This window comes from Nonomuraea sp. NPDC049625 (genome assembly GCF_040675285.1).
Taxonomy (GTDB): domain Bacteria; phylum Actinomycetota; class Actinomycetes; order Streptosporangiales; family Streptosporangiaceae; genus Nonomuraea; species Nonomuraea angiospora_A.
The window spans coordinates 361,725-384,346 of the sequence record NZ_JBFAOQ010000003.1 but is presented as its reverse complement, the minus strand read 5'-3'; the positions used below and the strand labels follow the sequence as shown (position 1 = coordinate 384,346).

Sequence of the window (22,622 nt, the reverse complement as noted above, 5' to 3'; positions counted from 1 at the left end):
ACCGGCGACCATATCGCCCGGCGTCCGGCGTGCTCCCCGGCCCGTGGCGCTGAGCGCACCTTGACATCGTCGGCGGGCTTCATGGGCAGACATTGACCATGAACCCCGCTGACCGGCTCGGATAGCGTCGCGAGGGCGGGGAGGACCGGTAACGGAGAAGGGGCGTCATATGCCGGACCCGATTGAAGTACGCAAGGTGCCGATCGAGAGCGTCACCGACGCCTCCGGTCTCGCCCGGCTCATCGCCGACGGGGTGATCGAGGCGCGCCGGGTGCTCGCCGTCGTCGGCAAGACCGAGGGCAACGGCGGCGTGAACGACTACACGCGCATCCTCGCCGACCGGGCCTTCCGCGAGGTGCTGGCGGAGCACGGGCATCCGGCACCGGAGAGAGTGCCGCTGGTGTGGTCGGGCGGCACGGACGGCGTGCTCAGCCCGCACGCCACCATCTTCGCCACCACGGCCGACGCGCTCCCGTCCGACGAGCCACGGCTGTCGGTGGGCGTGGCGCTGAGCGAGGTGATCCTGCCCGAGGACATCGGCAGGCCCGCCATGGTGGAGAAGGTCGCGGCGGGCGTACGCGAGGCCATGAAGATCGCCGGGATCGACGACCCGCGCGACGTCCACTACGTACAGACCAAGACGCCGCTGCTCACCCTGGCCACCATCACCGACGCCAAGAGCCGCGGCCAGGACACCGCGATCGAGGAGACCGGCCCCTCCATGGACCTGTCCAACTCGACCACCGCCCTCGGCATCGCCGTCGCCCTCGGCGAGATCGACATGCCGAGCGCCGACCAGATCCACAAGGACCTGTCGCTGTACTCGTCCGTGGCCTCGTGCTCGTCCGGGGTGGAGCTGGACCGGGCGCAGATCGTGCTGGTGGGGAACGTACGCGGGATCGGCGGCCGCTACCGCGTCGGCCACAGCGTCATGAAGGACGCCCTGGACGCCGACGGCATCTGGGAGGCCATCAGGGACTCGGGGCTGCCGCTGCCGGAGCGCCCGCACCCGTCGGACCTCGGGGGGCGGCTGGTGAACGTGTTCATGAAGTGCGAGGCCGACCCGTCGGGACGGGTTCGCGGACGGCGCAACATCATGCTGGACGACTCGGACGTGCACTGGCACCGGCAGATCAAGGCGACGGTGGGCGGGGTGGCGGCCTCGGTCACGGGCGACCCGGCGGTGTTCGTCTCGGTGGCGGCCGTCCACCAGGGTCCCTCGGGCGGCGGCCCGGTCGCGGCCATCTCCGACCTGGGATAGACGGCCATAGGGCCTGGGGATCAGGGCCCTAGGGATCAGGGCCCTAGGGATCAGGGCCCTGGGGATCAGGGCCCTGGGGATCAGGGCAGGGCCGGGGAACCCGGGCTCAGGGCCAGGGGAGGGCGGTGAGCTCGGGCCATTCCTCGGTCCACCGGGCCACCTTGGCCTCGTACACGTGCCTGGGCGCCTGCCTGGGATTGGGCCGCAGCACCAGGCCGAACGCGTCGGCCACGCCATAGGGCGCGTACACCTGCCACCGGCCCGACGGCGTGAGCCGCACGCCGAGGGAGCTGGTGGTGGAGGGAAAGGAGTCGATCGCGTCCTCGGCGCTCTCATAGGGCGGGCTCGGCACGCCGAACCGCTCCTCGTACCACAGATGCACCCGGGCCTCGTTGCGGATCTCCACCGGCACGTCCCCGAACAGCTCGGCCCCCGCCCTGATCGCCCTGTCCTCGGCTTCCCAGGACAGGTCGGACGGATCGTAGTAGACCAGGTCGTAGTCCTTGATCCCGTGCTCGGGGTCACGGCCGGTGACGTGGTTCCAGATCGTCTGGACGACCGCGCCCGCCGCCACCCACCACCCGGGCAGGTCGAGCGCGCGAGCGCCGTCGAGCACGGTGGTCAGGGTGGGGTTGGCGCCGAGCACCCTCCGTAGGGCGGCGAGCTGCTCGTCCAGGGGAAGGCGTCCGATCCGCATCGCACCTGTCTACCAGCCGGAACCGACATCGTCGGTGGGTACGAGCATGTCGCCGGTGCGGGAGGGTGGGCCTTGTTCTAGCTATGTAGAGTACGAGATATGAAGAGAAGCCTGCGGATGACCATGCCGACCCAGGCTGTCCTCCGAGCCCTGCTAGGTGATCCCGCGCACGATCGCTACGGGCTCGAGGTGTGCGAGCTGGCGGAGCTGCCGAGCGGCACGGTCTACCCGATCCTGGCCAGACTGGAGCAGATCGGCTGGGTGGAGAGCCGGTGGGAGGACCCGGAGACGCACGTCGCGGAGGGACGTCCGCGCCGCCGCTACTACCGGATCACCGCGGACGGCGCGGAACAGGCGCGTGACGCCGTCGCGCGGGCGTACCGGTCGCGCAGGCAGCAGGTGCCCGGCTGGCTGAACCGCCCGGGCCCGGCCGGGGGCGGGCTATGAACGACTCGCTTCGGCCACTGCTGGAGGCCGCCGGTGACACGCTGAACGGCGAGCGGCTGCGGATGGTCGAACAGGCCCACCTGACGGCCGCCCACTGGCATCGCGGTCAGCGCCGGCGCAGTGGCGAGCCCTACATCAGCCACCCGGTCGCCGTCGCCACGATACTGGCCGAGCTGGGCATGGACCACGAGGTGCTGTGCGCGGCCCTCCTGCACGACGTGCTGGAGGACACCGACTGCCCAGAGCAGGAACTGGTGCGCGAATTCGGCGAGCCGATCGTGCGCCTGGTACGCGACATGGCCGCGTTGCGGGATCCCCGGCAAGTGCCCGTGATCTGGACGAGTGAGACGGGCGAGCGCGTGCTGATGCTCAAGCTGGCAGATCGGCTGCACAACCTGCGGACGCTGCGCCGGCTGCCGAGGCGAGGCGCCGGCGGACAGCACAGCAGACGCTGGACATTTTCGCGCCGGTCGCCGGCCGGCTCGGTCTGGGCCGCCTCGAACAAGAGCTCGAACGGCTCGCCATCGCCAACCTCCCCGGCCGGGAAGGCATCCGGGCATCCTTCGCCGTCATCGCCGCGGGCGCGATCCTGCTTCCACGCGAACGGCGGGCCCGCTGGTTGGAGGAGTGGCTGGGTGAACTGCAGGCACTCCCGGGCAGGTGGCCGAGGATACGGTTCGCCGTACAGGTGCTCAGCGGGATGCCGTGGCTGGCGATGACCCTGCGGCGGTGGGACAGCCGGGGCGGCCGCCGGCGGCCGGGGGTGGGCGCCGTGCGGGGAACAGGAGTACGGGCGCTGCGGGCCAGGCTCGGGGGCAGGGGCAGGGGCAGGGGCGGGCGCGGGTAGTCTCGGGGGCTGTGCCGAGCATCCCGCGACCTCTCGATCCCGACGACGACGGTGGCGCCGCGCCCGCCGTGGCCGCCGCCCTTGCCTCCTTTCAGGCCGGCACCGCCGACGCCGCCGACGTGCTGAACGCCCTCAGCGGGGCCAGGCTGCTGGTGCCCGTCGTGGCGTTGCTGACCGAGAGCGAGGTCGGCGCGCACGGGCTGCGGCAGGAGAAGGAGAGCGAGATGGCGCTGCCCAAGCTCGTCGGGGCGGACGGCAGGGAGGCGGTGCTCGCGTTCACCGGCAGCCAGGCGCTGGCCCGGTGGCGGCCCGACGCCCGGCCGATCCAGGCCACGGCCTTGCAGGTGTGCCGGGCGGCGGTGCAGGAGAAGGCGGCGGCGGTCGTGGTGGATGTGGCGGGGCCGGTGCAGTTCGTGATCGAGGGAGCGGTGCTGGAGGCGCTGGCGGCTGTCGAGTCGGGGACCGTCGATCGGCTCGACGGTGTGACCGTCGCCAAGGTGGAGCCCGTCCGGCGCCGCCGGTGGTTCTCCCGAAAGGGCTGATGACGTACGCCCCGCGGGGCCGGTGCCGATCGGCGGAGCTGTGCCGGGCGCGTGTCGTCCGCCCGGGGAGGGTTGATGGGCGCGCGGCAAAGCCGGCAGGTGGATTGATACGGCCCCGCGTGGACGGGGTGGCGCATTAGGGTCGGCTCGTGGTCGCACTCATGGCGCTCGCCGGGCTGATCTGCGGACGCCACATCCGCGGGCTGGCCGACTCCTACGACGAGGGCCCGGTCCACTACGACCTGGGCGCGGTGATCCAGCGACCCGGCCTGGGGATCGAGCTGGTGACCGCCGCCGTGGCCGCGCTGGTCGCCTGGCGGTTCGGGCTGCCGTACGTACCTTTCGCCCTCATCGGCACCGCGCTGGCGGTCGTCGACTGGCGTACCAGCCTGCTGCCCGACGCGATCACGCTCCCGGCGTACCCGATCATGGCCCTGGCCCTGGCGCCGACGGGAGAGCTGCCCAGGGCGCTGGCCGGCGGGGTGGCGCTGACGGCCGTGTACGGGCTGCTCTGGTTCATCAGGCCGGAGGCGATGGGCCTGGGGGACGTCAAGCTGGCCGGGCTCATCGGGATGGCCGCCGCGGCGCTGAGCTGGCAGGCGTGGATCGTCGCGGCCTTCGGCGGCCAGCTGCTCGGCGCCCTCTACGGCCTGGCACTGCTGCTGTCCAGGCGCGGGACGAGGCACACCCAGTTCCCGTTCGGGCCGTTCATGCTGCTGGGCGCGTTCACGACACTCTGTCTCGGCTGGTGAACGCGGGACATCTCACTAGGCAGCACATGGAAGACTTGTACGCATGTTGCGCTGGTTGACCGCCGGAGAGTCCCACGGCCCCGAACTCGTCGCCATCCTCGAAGGCCTGCCGGCCGGGGTGGAGGTGACCACGGCCGCCATCGACGAGGCCCTGCGCCGCCGCAGGCTCGGTTATGGCCGGGGTGCCCGGATGAAGTTCGAGCAGGACCAGGTGACGATCGTGGGCGGCGTCCGCCACGGCCGCACGATGGGCAGCCCGGTCGCGATCCGGATCGGAAACACCGAGTGGCCCAAGTGGGAGAAGGTCATGGCGGCCGACCCGGTCGACCCGGCCGAGCTGGAGGGCCTCGCGCGCAACGCGCCCCGGTCCCGGCCGCGCCCCGGCCACGCCGACCTGGCGGGCATGCAGAAGTACGGGTTCGACGACGCCAGGCAGGTGCTCGACCGGGCCAGCGCCCGCGAGACGGCCGCCCGCGTCGCGCTCGGCGAGGTCGCCAGGCGCTTCCTCAAGCAGGCGCTGGGCGTCGACATCGTCAGCCACGTCACCGAGATCGGCGGCGCGAAGAGCCCGGCGGAAACCCTGCCCGGCCCCGGCGAGCTGGCCAGGATCGACGAGGACCCGGTGCGCTGCTCCGACGCCGAGGGCAGCGCGGCCATGATCGCCGTGATCGACAAGGCCCACAAGGACGGCGACACGCTCGGCGGCGTCGTCGAGGTCCTCGCGTACGGCCTGCCGCCCGGCCTGGGCAGCTACACCCACTGGGACCGCAGGCTCGACTCCAGGCTCGCCGGCGCGCTCATGGGCATCCAGGCGATCAAGGGTGTGGCGGTCGGCGACGGCTTCGAGACCGCGCGCAGGCCCGGCTCCCAGGCCCACGACGAGATCGAATACACCGCGGAAGACGGCGTGCGCCGCATCACCAACCGCGCGGGCGGCGTCGAGGGCGGCATGACGAACGGCGAGATCCTGCGCGTCAGCGCCGCCATGAAGCCGATCTCCACCGTCCCCAGGGCGCTGGCCACGATCGACGTCAAGACCGGCGAGGCGGCCAAGGCCCACCACGAGCGCTCCGACGTGTGCGCCGTGCCGGCCGCCGGCATCGTGGCCGAGGCCATGGTCGCGCTGGTGCTGGCCGACGCGGCCCTCGAGAAGTTCGGTGGCGACTCCGTCGAGGAGGTCGCCCGCAACCTGTCCGGCTACCTGTCTTCGATGGTGATCAAATGAGCAGGGTTGTATTGATCGGTCCCCCCGGGTCCGGTAAGACGACGCTCGGGCAGTTGCTCGCCGAGCGGCTCGGCGTCGGGTTCCGCGACACCGACGCCGACGTGGAGGCCGTCGCCGGCAAGCCCGTCTCCGACATCTTCGTCGAGGACGGCGAGGCCCGCTTCCGCGAGCTGGAGCACGAGGCCGTGCGCCGCGCTCTGGCCGAGCACGACGGGATCCTGTCGCTCGGCGGCGGCGCCGTGCTCAACGAGGAGACGCAGGCGCTGCTCGCGGGCCACCACGTCGTCTACCTGCAGGTGGGGCTGGCGGACGCGGTCCAGCGGGTGGGGCTCGCCTCGGCCCGGCCGCTGCTCGTGCTCAACCCGCGCAGCCAGCTGAAGAAGCTGATGGAGGAGCGGCGGCCGGTCTACGAGCGCCTGGCGGTGGCGACCGTGGTCACGGACAAGCGGGAGCCGGAGGAGCTCGCCGACGAGATCATCAAGGGGCTGCCCGCATGAGTGCCACGAGGATCCACGTACGCGGTGACAGCCCGTACGACGTGGTGGTCGGCACCGGGGTGCTGGCCGAGCTGACCACGCTGCTCAAGCCCGGCGTGCGCACGGTCGCCGTCATCCACCCGGAGACCCTGCCGGAGATCTCCGGCCCGGTCGGCGAGGTGCTGCGCGAGGCCGGCTACGAGGTCGTCGAGCTGCCCGTGCCCGACGGCGAGGCGGCCAAGACCGTCGAGGTGGCCGCCGGGCTCTGGTCGGCGCTCGGCCGCAGCGGCGTGACCCGCTCCGACGCCGTGGTGGGCGTGGGCGGGGGCGCCACGACCGACCTGGCGGGGTTCGTGGCGGGCACGTGGCTGCGCGGCGTACAGGTCGTGCTCGTGCCCACGACGCTGCTCGCCATGGTCGACGCGGCCGTCGGCGGCAAGAACGGCATCGACACGCCCGAGGGCAAGAACCTCGTGGGCACGTTCCTGCCGCCCGCCGGGGTGCTGTGCGAGCTGTCCACGCTGGCGAGCATGCCGAGGCGCGACTACGTGGCCGGCCTGGCCGAGATCATCAAGGGCGGGTTCATCGCCGACCCGGAGATCCTCAGGCTCGTCGAGGCCGACCCGGAGGCCGCCACGCGACCCGACGGCCCCCACACCCGCGAGCTGATCGAGCGCAAGATCCAGGTCAAGGCCGACGTCGTGGGCGCCGACCTGCGCGAGGCGGGCCTGCGCGAGATCCTCAACTACGGCCACACCCTCGCCCACGCCATCGAACGCGAGGAGCACTACGCCATCCGCCACGGCGAGGCCGTCGCCATCGGCATGGTCTACGCCGCCGAGCTGTCGAAGCTCGCCGGCCGCGCCGACCTGGTCCAACGCACCAGATCCATCCTCACGAGCGTCGGCCTGCCCACCGCCTACCGCGCCGACGCCTGGAAGTCCCTGCGCGACCACATGCGGCTGGACAAGAAGAACCGCGGCGCCAAGCAGCGGTTCGTCGTGCTCGACGGCCTGGCCGAGCCGGGCCGGCTCGAAGGCCCCTCGGAAGAGCTGCTCGAAGCCGCCTACAAGGAGATCTCCGCATGATCCTCGTGCTCAACGGGCCCAACCTGGGCAGGCTCGGCACCCGCGAGCCCGACATCTACGGCGCCGAGACGTTCGAGGACCTCGCCACGCTCTGCCGCGACACCGGCAGGAAGCTCGGCGAGCACGTCGAGGTGCGCCAGACCAACGACGAGGCCGAGCTGATCGGCTGGATCCACGAGGCCGCCGACGGCCGCATCCCGGTCGTGCTCAACCCGGCCGCCTTCACCCACTACTCCTACGCCCTGCGCGACGCGATCGCCATGCGCACGGCACCGCTTGTCGAGGTTCACATCTCCAACCCGGCCGCCAGGGAAGAGTTTCGCCACAACTCCGTCGTGGCCGGGGTGGCGACGGGCACCATCGCGGGCTTCGGACTACAGTCATACGTCCTTGCGCTGCACGCTATCGCGGAGATGAACACCACCTCATGAGGCACTACAAGTCCTTCGTCGCCCTCGGCGACAGCTTCACGGAAGGACTGAACGACCCCGGTCATAACGGTCACTACCGTGGCTGGGCCGACCGGGTGGCCGAACGGCTCGCCGCCGACGAACCCGGCTTCCGCTACGCCAACCTGGCCGTGCGCGGGAAGCTGCTCGACCAGATCGTCGCCGAGCAGGTGCCGGTGGCCGTCGAGATGGCCCCCGACCTGGTCAGCCTCTGCGCCGGGGGCAACGACCTGCTCAGGCCGGGCAGCGACCCCGACGTGATGGCCAAGAAGCTCGCCCGCGCCGTGCGCGACCTGCGGGCCGGGGGCTCGGACGTGCTGCTGTTCACGGGGGTGGACCCGCGCGACACGCCGCTGATGCGGCGGCTGCGCGGCCGCTTCGCGGTCTTCTACTTGCACGTGCGCTCCATCGCCGACCTCTACGGGTGCCGGCTGGTGGACCAGTGGTCGATGCAGGGGCTGCGCGACTGGCGGGCGTGGAGCGCGGACCGGCTGCACATGAACGAGGACGGTCACCGGCTGGTGGCGGCGCGGGTGCTGGACGTGCTGGGGGTGCCGTTCGAGGACTGGCGCAAGGACTGGCCGTCCCGCACGGTCGACCCCCGGGCGCGGCGGCGCGAGGACGCCCAATGGATCCGCGAGCACCTCGTCCCCTGGATGTCCCGCCGCCTCCGCGGCGTCTCCTCCGGCGACGGGGTTTCTCCCAAGCGTCCTGACCTTACTGCTTTTTAGTTCTTTTACGGCTGCGCACGGCCAGGCCACCCGCCGTACTTCGGCTGGTGGCCTTCCAGGGAACGGCCGCTGACCCTTCACCGGCTGAGCGCCGTTACGGTGCGCATGCTTGACCGGCTGGGTGCCGAAAAGCCGGACCGGCTCCGGGCTTCCCCCCTTCCCGCCGCCCGCGTTCAGGTGGGCGGGGCGGTCAGGTGGGGGATTCGGACGCGAGGCGCTTGAGGGCCGCGCGGGGGATGGCCGGGTCGGTGGTGCGCCAGAACGGGGGGAGGGAGCCCAGGAGGAAGCCGCTGTAGCGGGCCGTGGCCAGCCGGGGGTCCAGGACGGCGATGACGCCCTTGTCGTCCTGGGCGCGCAGGAGGCGGCCGGCGCCCTGGGCGAGGAGGAGGGCGGCGTGGTTGGCCGCGACCGCCATGAAGCCGTTGCCGCCCCTGGCCGCCACGTGGCGCTGCCGGGCCGACGTCAGCGGGTCGTCCGGGCGCGGGAACGGCACCCGGTCGATGATGACCAGCCGCAGCGAGGGCCCCGGCACGTCCACGCCCTGCCACAGCGACAGCGTGCCGAACAGGCAGGTGGGCTCGTCCTCGGCGAACTGCTTGACCAGCAGCATCGTCGAGTCGTCCCCCTGGCACAGCAGCGGCACGTCCAGCCGCTCGCGCAGCGCCTCCGTGGCGGCCTTGGCGGCGCGCATCGAGGAGAACAGGCCCAGCGTGCGCCCCCCGGCCGCCTCGATCAGCTCGACGATCTCGTCCAGGTACTGCTGCGGCAGCCCGTCGCGGCCGGGCTGGGGGAGGTGTTTGGCGACGTACAGGATGCCCGCGCGGGGGTGGTCGAACGGCGAGCCGACGTCGATGCCCTGCCAGCCCTTGCCGTCGCCGAGCCCCCACTGCGCGGCCAGCGCGTCGAACGTGCCGCCCAGGGCCAGGGTGGCGGAGGTGAGGATCACCGTGCGCTCGCCGAACAGCTTGTCGCGCAGCATGCCGCTCACCGTCAGTGGCGCGACCCGCAGCGTGGGCGGGCGCCGGTCGGTGCCCCCGTCGAGCCAGACCACCTCGGCGCGGTCGGACTCCGAGGCGTGACCGTACGCCTCCAGCATGCGCACCGCCGTGTCGTGCACCTCGTCCAGCACCGAGAACGCGGCCTTGCGCTGCCCCGCCTTGTCGGGGTCGTCCTTGTCGGCGCCGCGCGGCCCCATGGCCGTGACGCATCGCGCGGCCGAGTCGCGCACCAGCGCCAGCGTCAGGCCGAGCACCTGCGGCAGTTCGTCGATGCGCCCGGGCGGCGCGGCCGCCAGCAGCGCCTTGAGGTCCTCGCCCGCCTCCATGAGCTGGTCGGCGATCGCCTGCTCGATCAGCCTGCCCACCCGGCGCACCGCCAGCGCCACGGTCAGCTCCGACAGCTCGCCGGTCACCACCGAGGTCACCCGGTCGACCAGCTCGTGGGCCTCGTCCACGACCACGACCTCGTGCTCGGGCAGCACCGGCAGGTCGCCCATGGCGTCGATGGCCAGCAGCGCGTGGTTGGTCACCACGACGTCCACCTCGCCCGCCCGCGCCCTGGCCATCTCGGCGAAGCACTCGGCCCCGCTCGGGCAACGGCTGGCACCGAGGCACTCCTGCGCGCTCACGGAGAACTGCCGCCACGCCTGCTCGCTCACCCCGGGCACGAGCTCGTCGCGGTCGCCGGTCTCGGTCTCGTCGGCCCACTCCTGGATGCGCTGCACCATGCGGCCGGTCGCGCTCACCTCGCGGGGGTCGAAGAGCTGGTCCTGCTCGTCCTCCTCGGGCCAGCCCGCCGTCGCCTTGTAGCGGCACAGGTAGTTGCGGCGGCCCTTCAGGATCGCGAACGTCGGCTCGTGCGGCAGCTCCTTGCCGAGCGTCTCGGCCAGCCGGGGCAGGTCGCGGTCGACGAGCTGGCGCTGCAGCGCGATCGTGGCCGTGGAGACCACGACGGGCGAGTCGCTGTCCATCGCGTGGCGGATCGACGGCACCAGGTACGCCAGCGACTTCCCGGTGCCCGTGCCGGCCTGGACCGCCAGGTGTTCCTCACCGTCGATGGCCTGTTGCACGGCCTGGACCATGGTCAGCTGGCCCTGCCGTTCGCTCCCTCCGAGAGCGTTTACCGCGACCATGAGAAGTTCGTCCGCAGACGGGAGATGGGAGTCCGGCACGGCAGTAAACGCTACCCGCATTCCAGGGTCGCCGTGCCGAACGCGGTGTGATCGGCCAGATGCATCCCGGCGTTCCCGGACCCTCGCGGCGACGCCCGTGGCACACTGGGCGGTCGGGACTCCGGCGGGTCAGAGAAGACCTTCACACAGAGTGATCAAAGGGGTTCCCGGTGTAGATGGGAAGGCCGGTTCAAGAGGGTTTTCCGGGGTTGAGTGGACGGGAAAAGGCTGGTTAAAGCAGTATGTCTGCCATGTCGGAAGTTGTCCCGTTGCCGTCGTTCGGCGAAGTGTTCTTCGATGCGCGAGGTCAGGAGCGGTGTCTCCGCGTCACGTGGCATGAGGGCACGCTGGTCCTGAGCCTCTGGCGCGGCGAGATGTGCACCGCGAGCTTCCGCATGCCGATGGAGGACGTCGGGCGCCTGCTCGACACTCTCGACGAGGGTTTCGCCGAGGCCACGGGCGAGCAGCCCGCCGTGCCCGCGCACGACCCGGGCACCGAGGTCATGCCCGGCACCGGGCAGTACCAGCGGCCGACCCCACCCGTCCAGCAGCCGCCGCAGCACCAACCCGAAGAGCGGCCCACGGCCGCCCTGTCGCCCAACGACGTCCTCGTGGCCAGGGGCGCCCCTCCGGCCCGCCAGGACAAGCTGGTCGCCTCGTACGGCGAGACCACGGCCCCCAGGGACACCATGCCCCCCGCATACGGGGAGGCGCCCAGGGACGCCTACGGCGAGGCTCCGAGGGACGCCTACGGCGAGCGGGCCCCCTTCACCGGCCCCCAGTACGTGGAGACGACGGCCCCGCAGCAGCGCTACACCGGCGACCCGCTCAGCAGCCCGCAGTACGCCGGCGACCCCTTCAGCGGGCCCCAGTACACCGGCGATCCCCTCAGCGGCCCGCAGTACAGCGGCGACCCGCTCAGCGGTCCGCAGTACACCGGTGACGCCTACAGCGGCCCGCAGTACGCCGCCGAGCCGCAGCAGTACGGCGGCCCCGCCGCCCAGGCCGACCCCTTCATGGGTCCCCAGTACATCGACAACGAGCCCGTCTACCAGATGCCCGGCGACCAGCGCCGCCCGGCGCCGCTGAGCACCGACCCGCTCGGCTTTCCCTCCCAGGCGGCCGCGCCCCACCAGCCGCCCCAGCACCAGCCGGCCCCTCCTCAGCAGCCCCAGCACCGGCCCGACCTTTATCAGAACGACCCGTACCAGAACGACCCCTACCCGGCCGATCCTTACGCCTACCAGCAGCAGCAACCGCCGCCACCGCCTCAGGCCCCGGCCGCCGCGGGCCTGGGGACCCCCATGCACGGCATCCCGGGCGCGGGCCGGCGCCGTCCCGCCCCGCAGCCCGTCCGCGACGACTACGCCGCCTACCAGCAGAGTCCCGCGCCGAACCCGGTGGACCCGCTGATGTCCATGGGCCGCCAGGAGCACCAGCAGCCCGACGCGCTGTCCCGCCCGTACGTCGTGGACCCCATGTTCTCCACCGGCGAACGCCTGCGGCCCGGCGAGCAGCCGGACTACCACGAGCGGAGCGACCGCAGGGAGTGGTGACACGCCGGGTCCGGGGGCCAGGTACGCTCCTCCCGTGAACCCGACCATGGGCCTGCAACTGCTGCTGGTGGCGGGCGGCGCCATCGGCGTCGCGGCCGTCGCCCGGCGCAAGGGCTGGCCCGCCCCCCTCCTGCTGGTGGCCGCCGGCCTGCTGGTGTCGCCGCTGGTGCCGGCAGTGCCGCTGCAGCCCGAGCTCGTGCTGTACGTGTTCCTGCCGCCGCTCCTCTACTCCGCCGCGTTCGACAGCTCCTACCTGCGCCTGCGTGACGTCAAGCGGGCCGTGGCCCTGCTGTCGATCGGGCTCGTGCTGTTCACCACCGCCGCCGTCGGGCTGGTCGTCCACCTGCTGCTGCCGCAGCTCCCGCTCGCGCTGGCGTTCGCGCTGGGCGCGATCATCGCGCCGCCCGACGCCGTGGCCGCCGTCGCGGTCGGCCGCCGGCTGGGCCTGCCGCGCAGGGCGCTGACGATCCTGGTCGGCGAGAGCCTGTTCAACGACGCCACGGCGCTCACGCTCTACCGGGTCGCCGTCGGGGCCGCGCTGGGCGGCACCTTCGACATGTGGCACGGCCTCGGCGACTTCGCGCTCGCCGCGGCGGGCGGCGTGGCGATCGGGCTGGTGGTGGCGTTCGCGATGGCCTGGTTGTTCAGGCACACGCGCGACTCCCTGGTCGAGAACACGCTGATGCTGCTGATCCCGTTCGCCACCTACCTCGCGGCGGAGAGCGTGCATGCCTCGGGCGTGATCGCGGTCGTGATCGTCGGCCTCTATCTGGGCAACCGCATGCACCTGCAGGGGTTCGGCACCCGGCTGGTGTCCGACGCCGTGTGGAAGGTCACCGACTTCTTCCTGGAGGCGGTGGTGTTCGCCCTGATCGGGCTGCAGCTCACGACCGTCATCCAGGGCATCTCCGGCTACGACCCGTGGGCGGTCGCGGGCTACGCCGCCGCCGTGCTGGCGGTGACGATCGTCAGCAGGTTCGTGTGGCTGTTCGTGGTGACGCGCCTGATGAAGCTCCTGCGCAGGAGCAACGTGCCCACCGGCCCGCAGACGGTGATCCTCGGCTGGGCCGGCATGCGCGGCGTGGTGTCGCTGGCGGCGGCCTTCGCCCTCCCGCCGGACATCCCCGCGCGGGACCGCGCGATGCTGCTGTTCCTGACGTTCACGACCGTGATCGGCACGCTGCTCATCCAGGGCACCACGTTCCCCGCGCTGATCAGGCGGCTGCGCGTGTCGAGCGAGCAGGAGCAGTACGAAGACCGCCTGGCCGAGGCGGCGGCCCAGCAGGCCGCGCTGGAGGCCGGCCTCGAGGAGCTCACGCGGCTCATCGCCGAGCAGGGCGAGCCCGACGAGATCCAGAAGCAGGTCATCGACCAGCTCAGGGAGAAGTCCTGGCGCCGATCGCTGAGCGCCTGGGAGCGGCTGGGCGGCGGCACGGGGCAGGGTGGCGCTGAGACCCCCAGCGCCCTCTACCGCCGCCTGCGCCGTGACATGCTCCAGGCAGAGCGGCAGGTCTTCGTCCGGCTGCGCGACGAACGCCGCCTCGACGACGAGGTGATGCGCGACGTGATGGCGCAGCTCGACTTCGAGGAGGCGATCCTGGAGCGCTAGCCGGGAAGAGCCGCGCCGCTCAGCCCATCGCGCTGTCGACGAAGCACCAGCGCCAGTCCTCGCCGCGTTCGTAGGACTGGATCACCGGGTGGGCCGTCTCGTGGTAGTGCTGGGTGGCGTGCTTGGCCGGTGAGGAGTCGCAGCACCCGATGTGACCGCACTCCAGACAGCGCCGCAGGTGCACCCAGCGGCCCCCGACGGCGAGGCACTCCTCGCAGCCCTCCGGCGTCTTCGGGGCCGGATCGTCCGCCTGGGAAAGATGCTCGCAAATTGCCATAGAAGAAATCCTAGGACCAGCAGCACGATCAAATTTCGCCCACCCCTCTTGTCGGCCGCCGGGCAAGCGTGGACATTGTGCTCATCAGGGAGTGACATACGCCACACCATCCCGAGGAGTCGGGTGTGCTGGAGGTCCGCAACCTCGAAGTCGTCTACGACGACGTGATGCTCGTGCTGCGCGGCGTGAGCCTCAGCGTGCCGCCTGGGGCGATCGTGGCGCTGCTCGGCGCGAACGGCGCGGGCAAGACGACCTTGCTCCGTGCCGTGTCCGGGCTGCTCGACGTGCACGACGGCGAGATCACCAAGGGCAGCGTGACGCTGGAGGGCGAGCCCATCCACCATCTCAGACCCGCCCAGATCGTGCGGCGCGGGGTGAGCCAGGTGATGGAGGGCCGCCGCATCCTCGCCGAGCTGACCGTCGAGGAGAACCTCAAGGTCGGCGGCCACACGGCGGCCGAGTCCCACCTGGACCGCGTCTACGGCCTGTTCCCGCTGCTGCGGGAGCGGCGCAGGAGCGTGTCCGGCTACCTGTCGGGCGGCGAGCAGCAGATGCTGGCCGTCGGCCGCGCCCTCATGGCCGGGCCGAAGTACCTGCTGCTGGACGAGCCCAGCCTGGGCCTGGCGCCGTCGCTGGTCGCCCAGGTGCGCGACCTCATCGTCGAGATCAACCGCCAGGGCACCACGGTCCTGCTGGTCGAGCAGAACGCCACGATGGCCCTGTCCATCGCCTCCCACGGCTACGTCATGGAGACCGGCAAGGTCGTGATGGACAAGCCGTCCGGCGAACTGCTCGCCGACGAGGACATCAAGGAGTTCTACCTGGGGGCCGTCAGGTCCTTCCGCGAGGTCAAGCACTACAAGCGGAGGAAACGATGGCTCTCCTGACGTTCGAGGACGTGCACCTGAGCTTCGCCGGCGTCAAGGCCGTCGACGGTGTCTCGTTCGAGGTCCGGCAGGCCGAGCTGCTGGCGATCATCGGGCCGAACGGCGCGGGCAAGACCTCGATCTTCAACGTGCTCTCGGGGGTCTACCGGCCCCAGCGCGGCCGGGTCACGTTCCTGGGCGAGGACCTGCTGCCGAAACGGCCGCACGAGATCGCCGCCATGGGCCTGGCCAGGACGTTCCAGAACGTCGAGCTGTTCCACAACCTGACCGTCCTGGACAACCTCATGCTCGGCCGCCACCACCACTTCCGCTACGGAGCCCTGGCCGCGCTGTTCTGGTACGGGCGGGCCAGGCGCGCGGAGCTGGCCGCCCGCGCCCAGGTCGAGGACATCATCGACTTCCTCGAACTCGAGGCCTGGCGGCGCCATCCCGTGCGGCTGCTGCCGTACGGGATCCAGAAGCGGGTCGAGCTGGGCCGGGCGCTGGCCATGGAGCCCCGGCTGCTCCTGCTGGACGAGCCGGTGGCCGGCATGAACCTGGAGGAGACCGAGGACATGGCCAGGTTCGTGCTCGACATCCGGGATGAGCTGGGCATTCCGGTCGTCCTCGTGGACCACGACATGGGTCTGGTGATGGACCTGGCCGACCGGGTGCTCGTGCTCGACTTCGGCCGCCCGGTCGCGCTCGGCACCCCGGCCGAGGTCCAGCAGGACCCCAAGGTCATCGAGGCGTACCTGGGAGGAGCGGCATGAGCATCGTCACCAGGGTGCGGGACCGTGCCCGCGGCACCCCCGGCGCGGTCGCCATGCGGCACAAGGACCTGGGCATCTGGCGGGAGGTCACCTGGGCCGCGTACTGGACCCAGGTGGAGCTCGTCGCCCACGCCCTGCTCGCCCTCGGCGTCGAGCCCGGGGACCGCGTCGCCGTCCACTCCGAGAACCGCCCCGAATGGCTCTACGGCGATCTCGGCACGGTCGCCGTCCGGGGCGTCACCGTCGGCCTCTACCCCACGAACCCGCCCGCCGAGGTCGCCTACCTCCTCGCGGACTCCGGTGCGAAGATCCTCATCGCCGAGGACCAGGAGCAGGTGGACAAGGCGCTCAAGGTCCTCGACGAGTGCCCCGAGCTGCGGCGCATCGTCTACCTGGAGCCGCGCGGCATCCGCGGCCGCTACGACGACGACGTCCTGATGTCCTGGCCCGAACTGCTCGCCCTCGGAGCCGAGCACCGCGCCGGGCACCCTGACGCCGTGGAGCGCCGCATGGCCGAGGCCGAGCCCGGCGACGTGATGGCGCTCATCTACACCTCGGGCACCACGGGCCCGCCCAAGGGCGTCATGCTCACGATCGGGAACGTGGAGTTCGCGATCAGCACGCTCGTCCTGGGCGGCGGCTTCACCTCCCCGCCGCCCTCCGAACGCGACCTGGCGCTGTCCTACCTGCCGCTGTGCCACGTGGCCGAGCGGGCGTTCACCGTGTGGTTCAACTCGGCCGCCGGCGTGCAGGTGAACTTCGCCGAGTCCGTCGACACCGTGCAGGCCAACCTGCGCGAGGTGCAGCCGACGATCCTGTTCGGGGTGCCGCGGATCTGGGAGAAGGTCCTGGCCCAGGTCGACATCCGGCTGGAGTCGGCCTCGCCGGTCAAGCGGGCGGTGACCCGGTTCTGGCTGCGGGTGGCCGACCGGATCGGCGACGCGCTGGTGCGCACGGGCGGCCGGCACACGTTCGGGACGCGGCTGGCCTACGGGGTGGGCTGGGTGTTCTGCTACCGCTCGCTGCGCGAGCGGCTCGGGATGCGGCGGGTCAGGTACGCGGCCTCGGGGGCCGCGCCGATCGCGCCCGGCGTGCTCAAGTTCTACATGGGGATCGGCATCCCCATGCACGAGGTGTACGGGATGAGCGAGAACACCGCCATCGCCACCGCCAACCGGCCCGGCAGGGTGCGCCTGGGCACGGTCGGCGAGCCGCACCCCGGCGTCGAGCTGAGGATCGACGAGGCCACCGGCGAGATCATGACCCGGCATCCGGGGAACTTCGCCGGCTACTGGCGCAACCCGCGGGCCACGGCCGACGTGCTGGACGAGGACGGGTGGCTGCACACCGGGGACGTGGGCGAGTTCGTCGAGGGCACGCACGTGCGGCTCACCGACAGGATGAAGGACATCATCATCACGGCCGGCGGCAAGAACGTCGCGCCCAGCGAGATCGAGAACGCGCTGAAGGCGTCGCCGTACCTGAAGGAAGCCATCGTGATCGGGGACCGGCGGCCGTACCTGGTGGCGCTCATCGGGATCGAGCCGGACACGGTGGGGGAGTGGGCGCGGCGGCGCGGGCTGCCGTACACGACCTATCGGGATCTGTCGGAGAAGCCGGAGACGCGGGAGCTGGTCCGGGGGATCGTGGACGAGGTGAACACCCGCTTCGCCCGGGTCGAGCAGGTGCGGCGGTTCACGTTCCTGCCCAAGGAGCTCGACCACGAGGACGGGGAGCTGACCGCCACCCAGAAGGTCAAGCGCGCCGCCGTCGCCAAGCTCTTCGAGGACCTGGTGGAAGGGATGTACGCCCGGTGAAGGGGCTGCTCGAGACCGTGATCAGGGGCCTGGGGAACGGCTCGGTGTACGCGCTGCTCGCGCTCGGGTTCGTGATCATCTACAAGGCCACGCGGGTGATCAGCTTCGCGCAGCCCGCGCTGATGCTGGCCGGGGCCGTCGCGGTGAGCTACCTGGCCGAGGTGACCGGCTTCTACGCCGCGGTCCTGCTGTCGGCGCTGCTCATCGCCCTGGTGGCGCTCGGGATCGAGCGGGTCGCGATCAGGCCCATGGTGGGGCGGCCGGTGTTCGTCGTGGCGATCATCACGCTTGGCATCGACGTGGTGGTGCGGGTGGTGGTGAACGGCTTCATCGGCCGGGACGTGCGGCAGGTCGGGGACCCGTGGGGGTTCACGCAGGTGTCCCTTGGGTCGCTGGTCGTGCAGCGGCGCTGGCTGGCCATGCTGCTGGTCACGGCGGTGCTGGTGGCGCTGCTGTTCGCGTTCTTCCGTTACACGAGGTACGGGCTGGCGATGCGGGCGGCGGCGTTCGACCAGGAGACCGCCCTGGCGCAGGGGGTCTCGGTGGGGGCCGTGTTCGCGCTGTCGTGGGCGCTGGCCGGGTTCCTGGCGGCCGTGGCCGGGATGTTCGTCGGGACCGGGCAGGGGATCGAGCAGCTCACCTGGGTGGTCGCGTTGAAGGCGCTGCCGGCGATCATCGTGGGCGGGCTCGACTCGCTCGGCGGCGCGGTCGTGGGCGGGCTGGTGGTCGGGGTCGTGGAGTCGCTGTTCCAGTCGTACCAGGGGGAGTTCGCGCCCTGGCTGGGGCAGAACTTCGCGGTCGTGTCGCCGTACGTGGTGATGTTGATCGTCCTGCTGGTCAGGCCCTATGGCCTGTTCGGGACCCGGGAGGTCGAGCGGGTATGACCGGCACGCGATCCGCGGCGCGCTCCGCCGTTCCTGACATACCGACCGGACGGTCTCGCCGGGTGCGCGGGCGGCCGCTGCTCTACACCTCCTACGCCCAGGACATGGCGCTGCTCGACACCCCGGCGAAGCGGGTGTGGACGGGGCTGCTGGTGCTGCTGGCGTTCGGGCTGGCGGTGCTGCTGCAGGACCGGTCGCTGGAGGTGCTGGCGGGCGCGTACGCGCTGGCCATCGGCGCCATCGGCCTCAACATCGTCACCGGCTACGCGGGGCAGGTCTCGCTCGGCCACGCGTTCTTCGTCGCCATCGGCGCCTACACCGCCGCCGCCGTGTCCGGGCCCGTGGACGGCGAGCGCATCGGCTTCGGCCTCGCGGAGATCTGGATCTGGCTGCCCGCGGCAGGACTCGTCGCCGCCGTGGCCGGAGTGCTGGTCGCGCCCCTGGCCACCCGCCTGCGCGGCCTCTACCTGGCCGTCGTCACGCTCGGGCTGGTGTTCCTCGGCGAGCACGTCTTCAAGGAGTGGCAGGACCTCACCGGCGGGCCCGGGGTCGGGCGCGAGGCGGCGGTCCCGCAGCTCTTCGGCGTGCGCCTCGACCAGGACGGGCCGCTCGGCACCAGGGAGCAGTCGCTGTACGTGCTCATGCTGGCGCTGCTCGTCGTCTTGGCCCTGGCGGCCCGCAACCTGGCCCGCTCGCGCGTCGGCCGCGCCTTCGCCGCCATCCGCGACCGGGACATCGCGGCCGAGGTCATCGGGGTGCCGCTCACCCGCTATAAGGTCCTGGCCTTCGGCATCTCGTCGTTCTACGCGGGCTGCGCCGGGGGCCTGCTCTACACGATCTCCGGCTACGTCGAGCCCGGGTCGTTCAGCCTGCTGCTGTCGGTGCAGTTCATCGCGATGGTGCTGATCGGCGGCGTGGCCACCGTGTCGGGGTCGATCGCGGGGGCGCTGTTCATCTCGCTGCTGCAGCCGCTGACCAGGGCGCTGCCGGCGCTGGTGCCGTTCGTGAGCGCGGACACCACGCTGACGCCGAACGTGTTCCAGGTCGAGACCGTGCTGTACGGGCTGCTCATCGTGGTGTTCCTGATCTTCGAGCCACGGGGCCTGTTCGGCCTGTGGATTCGGGTCCGCAACTACTGGAAGTCATGGCCTTTCTCCTACTAGAAGGTGATTTTTTATGAAGAGTCGCTATGCAGCGGGATTTATCGCGATAGTGGCCCTTCTGTCCGCGTGCGGCGTCTTCCGGGGGGACGACGAGGGCAGCAAGGGCGGCGCCCAGGCTCCAGGTGTCACCACCGCACCCTGTCCCACCGCGGTGGACGCCAAGAAGGGCTGCATCTACCTCGGTACGATCTCCGACCTGACCTCCGGCCCCTTCGCCGCGCTGGCCGTGCCGATCACCGACGCCCAGAAGGCGTTCTGGGCCCGCGTCAACAAGGCCGGCGGCATCGGCGGCAAGTACGAGGTCGACGTCACCAAGTACGTACGGGACAACAAGTACAACCCGGAGGTGCACCGCCAGGTCTACAACGAGATCAAGGACCACGTGCTCGCCCTGGCCCAGACGCTCGGCTCGCCCACGACCGCCGCCATCCTCGGCGACCTCAAAACCAACAGCGTCGTCGCCGCCCCCGCCTCGTGGACCTCGGCCTGGGAGTTCGAGGACGTCATGATCGAGAGCGGCTCCAACTACTGCGTCGAGGCCATGAACTCCGTGGACTACGCGATGGACACGTACAAGCCGAAGTCGGTCATGGCCGTCCACCTGGCCGGCGACTACGGCGCGGACGCCGCCGCCGGCGCCAAGATCGCCGCCGAGCGCAACGGCCTGAAGTTCACCAACGTCGAGACCCCCTCGGGCGCCACCGAACAGGGCCGGGCCATCACCGAGATCACCAAGAACAAGCCCGACCTGGTCATCCTCACCACCGGCCCGGCAGACGCCGCCACGATCATCGGCCAGGCGGCCGCGGCCGGCTACAAGGGCCGCTTCATCGGCACCGGCCCCACCTGGAACCCGGCCCTGCTGAAGTCCCCCGCCGCCCCCGCCCTCAAGGCCCTGTACGAGCAGTCGGCCCCGGGCAAGCCATGGGGCGCCGACACCCCGGGGCACAAGGCGATGCGCGACGCCCTGCCCGGCGTGACGCCCAACGACGGGTACACCTCGGGCTGGGCCTGGGCGTACCCGATGAAGGCGGCCCTGGACGCGATGGTGGCCGGCGGGGACGTGAGCCGCAAGGGGCTGCTGGCGGCCGTCAAGACGCTGAGGACGGTGGACTACGAGGGCATGCTCCCGCCGGAGGCGGGCAACTACGCGGACGCGTCGAGCGCCGCAGTGTTCAGGCAGACGCTGATCAACAAGGTCGACGAGCAGGCGCCGACGGGCGTGACGATCGTCAAGGACTTCTTCACGGGGCCGACGGCGCAGGGGTACACCTTCGACGGTCCTTGCTACAACAAGCTCTAGCGAACGCGAAGGGCGGACCCGTGTGTTTCACGAGTCCGCCCTTTCACCGTGGGTCGGGCGCTAGTTGGCGCTGACCTTGCGCTGGATGTCGATGAGGATGTTCATCATCTCGTTCTGGTTGCCCTGCAGATTGTTGATCTTGCCGTCCATGGTCTCGAACCGGGCGTCGATGGACTCGAACCGGGCGTCGATCTCCTCGAACTTCGTGTCGATCTTGGCGTCGAGGGCCGTGACCCTCTCGTCGAGGACGGTGACCTTGGTGTCGAGGGCGGTGACCCTCTCGTCGATGACGGTGACCTTGGCGTCCAGTCCGGTCACCTTCGCGTCGAGGATCTTGACGTGGTTGGCCACGCCGTTGATCCGCTCGGTGAGCTGCTGCCCGAGCTCCGCCTGGTCCGCCCGGAGCCGGATGAACTCGTTGTCCAACTCGGTGCAGAGCCCCTTGAAGGTCATGTTGATCTCCCTTACCTTAGAGGTAAGGGACCGGGGATGGTAGTGATCTCCGGTCCCGCTTTCTTTGCCACGAGGATACCCCTTCAATTGGCGATCGTAAGCGGAATCGAATGAAGATTCCCCTGGTCGGAGGGCAAGTAGCACCTTAAGTTCGGAATTATCCTCCTGAATCGGCGAGAATTATTTTCATGTTAAGCGCGGGTGCGAATGGGGTATCGAAATCGCTGGTCGTCAGAGCTTGCCGAGGCCGCGGGCCAGGATGGTGGCCGTGCGGGCGATGGCCGTGTCGTCGCCGGTCTCGCCCGCCGCGCGATTCGTGTAAATGGCCATGATGATGGGAGACGCGCCCTTCTTGGGCCAGATGACCGCGATGTCGTTCCCTCCGCCGAAAGCCGAGTTGGTGCCGGTCTTGTCGCCGATCGTCCAGGTCTTCGGCAGCCCGGCGCGGATGCGGGCGTCACCGGTCTCGGTCGCGATCATCCAGGCGTTGAGCTGCTCCCGGTCCTTGGCGGTGAGCGCGTTCCCGGCCGTGACCGCGCGCAGGTCGCGGGCGATGGACACGGGCGTCGTGGTGTCGCGCTTCTCCTTGAGCGTCCAGTCGTTCAGCTCGGTCTCCCAGCGGTCCAGGCGGGAGATCGGGTCCTTCAGCGTGCGGAAGTACCGCGTCAGGCCGGCCGGCCCGCCGATCTGCTTGAGCACCATGTTGCCTGCGGTGTTGTCGCTCAGGGTGATGGTCGCCTCGCACAGCTGGTTGACGGTCAGGCCGTCCTCCACGTGCTTCTCGGTGGTGGGGGAGTTCGGCTTGAGGTCGTCGGCCGTCCAGCGCACGACCTTCTCCATCAGCCCGGGGTCGGAGGTGCGCGCCTTGTGCAGCACGGCCGCGCAGGCCATCGCCTTGAACGTGGACAGCAGCGGGAACCGCTCGTTCGACCGGTAGCCGATCGTCCTGCCGGTGGCGGTGTCGATGGCGTACGCGCCGATGCGCCCCTTGAACGACGCCTCCAGCGCGCGCAGCTCCTTGCGGGCCTGGGCCTCGCCCGAGAGCGCCTGCACGGAGCTCGTGGCCGAGGCCGCGCCCGCCGGGAGGGCCCCGCCCGTCAGGAAGGAGATGGTCAGGGTGGCTGCTGCCGTGAAGCGGCGGTTTCGCATGCTTTGTCCTTGCGGTCGTCCGTCAATGGGCAAGGAGCAAAGCAGATGCGATCACCACGTGTCTAATAGCGATATCGCGAAGAACTC

The 22,622-nt window shown here is 70.9% G+C and carries 23 protein-coding genes; 18 read left to right on the top strand and 5 right to left on the bottom strand.

The window, feature by feature from the left end; genetic code table 11:
- The first annotated feature begins 169 nt into the window (after window positions 1–169).
- Entirely contained in the window at window positions 170–1,261 is a 1,092-nt protein-coding gene (locus AB0J87_RS15235) for a ring-opening amidohydrolase (protein ID WP_363965633.1), read from the top strand.
- Between the two features lie 106 nt (window positions 1,262–1,367).
- Here the strand turns inward: AB0J87_RS15235 and AB0J87_RS15230 are convergent, their stop codons facing one another.
- A complete protein-coding gene (locus AB0J87_RS15230) occupies window positions 1,368–1,958 on the bottom strand; it encodes a nucleotidyltransferase family protein (protein WP_363965631.1) in 591 nt (196 codons plus the stop codon).
- A gap of 99 nt (window positions 1,959–2,057) precedes the next feature.
- Here AB0J87_RS15230 and AB0J87_RS15225 point away from each other — a divergent pair, with 99 nt between their 5' ends.
- The 9 genes from AB0J87_RS15225 to AB0J87_RS15185 all read left to right on the top strand — a co-directional run bounded on the left by AB0J87_RS15225 (window position 2,058) and on the right by AB0J87_RS15185 (window position 8,515).
- Window positions 2,058–2,405 (top strand): helix-turn-helix transcriptional regulator, encoded by a 348-nt coding sequence (locus AB0J87_RS15225; protein ID WP_363965629.1) that lies wholly within the window; start codon window positions 2,058–2,060, stop codon window positions 2,403–2,405.
- Window positions 2,402–3,124 (top strand): HD domain-containing protein, encoded by a 723-nt coding sequence (locus AB0J87_RS15220; RefSeq protein ID WP_363965628.1) that lies wholly within the window; start codon window positions 2,402–2,404, stop codon window positions 3,122–3,124. The genes AB0J87_RS15225 and AB0J87_RS15220 overlap by 4 nt, the downstream gene beginning before the upstream one ends.
- A gap of 139 nt (window positions 3,125–3,263) precedes the next feature.
- Entirely contained in the window at window positions 3,264–3,794 is a 531-nt protein-coding gene (locus tag AB0J87_RS15215) for an SseB family protein (protein ID WP_363965626.1), read from the top strand.
- Between the two features lie 149 nt (window positions 3,795–3,943).
- A complete protein-coding gene (locus AB0J87_RS15210; RefSeq protein WP_363965624.1) occupies window positions 3,944–4,546 on the top strand; it encodes an A24 family peptidase in 603 nt (200 codons plus the stop codon).
- Between the two features lie 43 nt (window positions 4,547–4,589).
- Entirely contained in the window at window positions 4,590–5,771 is a 1,182-nt protein-coding gene (gene aroC / locus AB0J87_RS15205; protein WP_350722492.1) for a chorismate synthase, read from the top strand.
- Entirely contained in the window at window positions 5,768–6,268 is a 501-nt protein-coding gene (locus tag AB0J87_RS15200; RefSeq protein ID WP_350722490.1) for a shikimate kinase, read from the top strand. Before aroC ends, AB0J87_RS15200 begins: the two co-directional genes overlap by 4 nt.
- A complete protein-coding gene (gene aroB, locus AB0J87_RS15195; RefSeq protein WP_363965621.1) occupies window positions 6,265–7,335 on the top strand; it encodes a 3-dehydroquinate synthase in 1,071 nt (356 codons plus the stop codon). The genes AB0J87_RS15200 and aroB overlap by 4 nt, the downstream gene beginning before the upstream one ends.
- Window positions 7,332–7,766: a type II 3-dehydroquinate dehydratase gene (gene aroQ / locus AB0J87_RS15190; RefSeq protein ID WP_185077687.1), complete on the top strand. Its 435-nt coding sequence runs from the start codon at window positions 7,332–7,334 to the stop codon at window positions 7,764–7,766. The genes aroB and aroQ overlap by 4 nt, the downstream gene beginning before the upstream one ends.
- Window positions 7,763–8,515: an SGNH/GDSL hydrolase family protein gene (locus AB0J87_RS15185; protein ID WP_363965619.1), complete on the top strand. Its 753-nt coding sequence runs from the start codon at window positions 7,763–7,765 to the stop codon at window positions 8,513–8,515. Before aroQ ends, AB0J87_RS15185 begins: the two co-directional genes overlap by 4 nt.
- Before the next feature lie 190 nt (window positions 8,516–8,705).
- Here AB0J87_RS15185 and AB0J87_RS15180 read toward each other — a convergent pair whose 3' ends face one another.
- Complete coding sequence (locus AB0J87_RS15180; protein ID WP_363965617.1) at window positions 8,706–10,706, bottom strand: ATP-dependent DNA helicase; 2,001 nt, start codon at window positions 10,704–10,706, stop codon at window positions 8,706–8,708.
- Window positions 10,707–10,936: 230 nt separating this feature from the next.
- Here AB0J87_RS15180 and AB0J87_RS15175 point away from each other — a divergent pair, with 230 nt between their 5' ends.
- Window positions 10,937–12,241, top strand: coding sequence for a hypothetical protein (locus AB0J87_RS15175; RefSeq protein ID WP_363965616.1), 1,305 nt, complete (start codon window positions 10,937–10,939; stop codon window positions 12,239–12,241).
- 34 nt (window positions 12,242–12,275) lie between these two features.
- The gene (locus AB0J87_RS15170; RefSeq protein ID WP_363965614.1) at window positions 12,276–13,850 is read left to right on the top strand and encodes a Na+/H+ antiporter; all 1,575 of its coding nucleotides are present in this window, start codon (window positions 12,276–12,278) and stop codon (window positions 13,848–13,850) included.
- 19 nt (window positions 13,851–13,869) lie between these two features.
- Here the strand turns inward: AB0J87_RS15170 and AB0J87_RS15165 are convergent, their stop codons facing one another.
- Entirely contained in the window at window positions 13,870–14,127 is a 258-nt protein-coding gene (locus AB0J87_RS15165; RefSeq protein WP_363965612.1) for a UBP-type zinc finger domain-containing protein, read from the bottom strand.
- Between the two features lie 125 nt (window positions 14,128–14,252).
- Here AB0J87_RS15165 and AB0J87_RS15160 point away from each other — a divergent pair, with 125 nt between their 5' ends.
- From AB0J87_RS15160 to AB0J87_RS15135, 6 genes are read left to right on the top strand one after another with little or no spacing between them, the layout of a single operon-like run.
- Entirely contained in the window at window positions 14,253–15,014 is a 762-nt protein-coding gene (locus AB0J87_RS15160) for an ABC transporter ATP-binding protein (RefSeq protein ID WP_355194710.1), read from the top strand.
- Window positions 15,002–15,766 carry an ABC transporter ATP-binding protein gene (locus AB0J87_RS15155; protein WP_363965610.1) on the top strand — a complete coding sequence of 255 codons (765 nt, stop codon included), beginning with the start codon at window positions 15,002–15,004 and terminating at the stop codon, window positions 15,764–15,766. Before AB0J87_RS15160 ends, AB0J87_RS15155 begins: the two co-directional genes overlap by 13 nt.
- Window positions 15,763–17,583, top strand: a complete 1,821-nt coding sequence (locus AB0J87_RS15150) for an AMP-binding protein (protein ID WP_363965608.1) — start codon at window positions 15,763–15,765, stop codon at window positions 17,581–17,583. The genes AB0J87_RS15155 and AB0J87_RS15150 overlap by 4 nt, the downstream gene beginning before the upstream one ends.
- Window positions 17,580–18,467 (top strand): branched-chain amino acid ABC transporter permease, encoded by an 888-nt coding sequence (locus AB0J87_RS15145; RefSeq protein ID WP_350722469.1) that lies wholly within the window; start codon window positions 17,580–17,582, stop codon window positions 18,465–18,467. Before AB0J87_RS15150 ends, AB0J87_RS15145 begins: the two co-directional genes overlap by 4 nt.
- Complete coding sequence (locus tag AB0J87_RS15140; RefSeq protein ID WP_363965606.1) at window positions 18,464–19,630, top strand: branched-chain amino acid ABC transporter permease; 1,167 nt, start codon at window positions 18,464–18,466, stop codon at window positions 19,628–19,630. Before AB0J87_RS15145 ends, AB0J87_RS15140 begins: the two co-directional genes overlap by 4 nt.
- A gap of 13 nt (window positions 19,631–19,643) precedes the next feature.
- On the top strand, window positions 19,644–20,933 hold the full coding sequence (locus AB0J87_RS15135) for an ABC transporter substrate-binding protein (RefSeq protein WP_363965604.1): 1,290 nt from the start codon (window positions 19,644–19,646) through the stop codon (window positions 20,931–20,933).
- Window positions 20,934–20,993: 60 nt separating this feature from the next.
- Here the strand turns inward: AB0J87_RS15135 and AB0J87_RS15130 are convergent, their stop codons facing one another.
- Both AB0J87_RS15130 and bla read right to left on the bottom strand, forming a co-directional pair.
- On the bottom strand, window positions 20,994–21,386 hold the full coding sequence (locus tag AB0J87_RS15130; protein ID WP_363965603.1) for a hypothetical protein: 393 nt from the start codon (window positions 21,384–21,386) through the stop codon (window positions 20,994–20,996).
- Between the two features lie 231 nt (window positions 21,387–21,617).
- The gene (gene bla, locus AB0J87_RS15125; protein WP_363965601.1) at window positions 21,618–22,535 is read right to left on the bottom strand and encodes a class A beta-lactamase; all 918 of its coding nucleotides are present in this window, start codon (window positions 22,533–22,535) and stop codon (window positions 21,618–21,620) included.
- Window positions 22,536–22,622: the final 87 nt, after the last annotated feature.

What these genes read in the sequence shown, in the direction of transcription:
- AB0J87_RS15235 (WP_363965633.1), top strand. Translation starts at nt 170, where the DNA reads ATGCCGGACCCGATTGAAGTACGCAAGGTGCCGATCGAGAGCGTCACC.
- AB0J87_RS15230 (WP_363965631.1), bottom strand. Translation starts at nt 1,958, where the DNA reads ATGCGGATCGGACGCCTTCCCCTGGACGAGCAGCTCGCCGCCCTACGG.
- AB0J87_RS15225 (WP_363965629.1), top strand. Translation starts at nt 2,058, where the DNA reads ATGAAGAGAAGCCTGCGGATGACCATGCCGACCCAGGCTGTCCTCCGA.
- AB0J87_RS15220 (WP_363965628.1), top strand. Translation starts at nt 2,402, where the DNA reads ATGAACGACTCGCTTCGGCCACTGCTGGAGGCCGCCGGTGACACGCTG.
- aroC (WP_350722492.1), top strand. Translation starts at nt 4,590, where the DNA reads ATGTTGCGCTGGTTGACCGCCGGAGAGTCCCACGGCCCCGAACTCGTC.
- AB0J87_RS15200 (WP_350722490.1), top strand. Translation starts at nt 5,768, where the DNA reads ATGAGCAGGGTTGTATTGATCGGTCCCCCCGGGTCCGGTAAGACGACG.
- aroB (WP_363965621.1), top strand. Translation starts at nt 6,265, where the DNA reads ATGAGTGCCACGAGGATCCACGTACGCGGTGACAGCCCGTACGACGTG.
- aroQ (WP_185077687.1), top strand. Translation starts at nt 7,332, where the DNA reads ATGATCCTCGTGCTCAACGGGCCCAACCTGGGCAGGCTCGGCACCCGC.
- AB0J87_RS15185 (WP_363965619.1), top strand. Translation starts at nt 7,763, where the DNA reads ATGAGGCACTACAAGTCCTTCGTCGCCCTCGGCGACAGCTTCACGGAA.
- AB0J87_RS15180 (WP_363965617.1), bottom strand. Translation starts at nt 10,706, where the DNA reads ATGCGGGTAGCGTTTACTGCCGTGCCGGACTCCCATCTCCCGTCTGCG.
- AB0J87_RS15175 (WP_363965616.1), top strand. Translation starts at nt 10,937, where the DNA reads ATGTCGGAAGTTGTCCCGTTGCCGTCGTTCGGCGAAGTGTTCTTCGAT.
- AB0J87_RS15165 (WP_363965612.1), bottom strand. Translation starts at nt 14,127, where the DNA reads ATGGCAATTTGCGAGCATCTTTCCCAGGCGGACGATCCGGCCCCGAAG.
- AB0J87_RS15155 (WP_363965610.1), top strand. Translation starts at nt 15,002, where the DNA reads ATGGCTCTCCTGACGTTCGAGGACGTGCACCTGAGCTTCGCCGGCGTC.
- AB0J87_RS15150 (WP_363965608.1), top strand. Translation starts at nt 15,763, where the DNA reads ATGAGCATCGTCACCAGGGTGCGGGACCGTGCCCGCGGCACCCCCGGC.
- AB0J87_RS15140 (WP_363965606.1), top strand. Translation starts at nt 18,464, where the DNA reads ATGACCGGCACGCGATCCGCGGCGCGCTCCGCCGTTCCTGACATACCG.
- AB0J87_RS15135 (WP_363965604.1), top strand. Translation starts at nt 19,644, where the DNA reads ATGAAGAGTCGCTATGCAGCGGGATTTATCGCGATAGTGGCCCTTCTG.
- AB0J87_RS15130 (WP_363965603.1), bottom strand. Translation starts at nt 21,386, where the DNA reads ATGACCTTCAAGGGGCTCTGCACCGAGTTGGACAACGAGTTCATCCGG.
- bla (WP_363965601.1), bottom strand. Translation starts at nt 22,535, where the DNA reads ATGCGAAACCGCCGCTTCACGGCAGCAGCCACCCTGACCATCTCCTTC.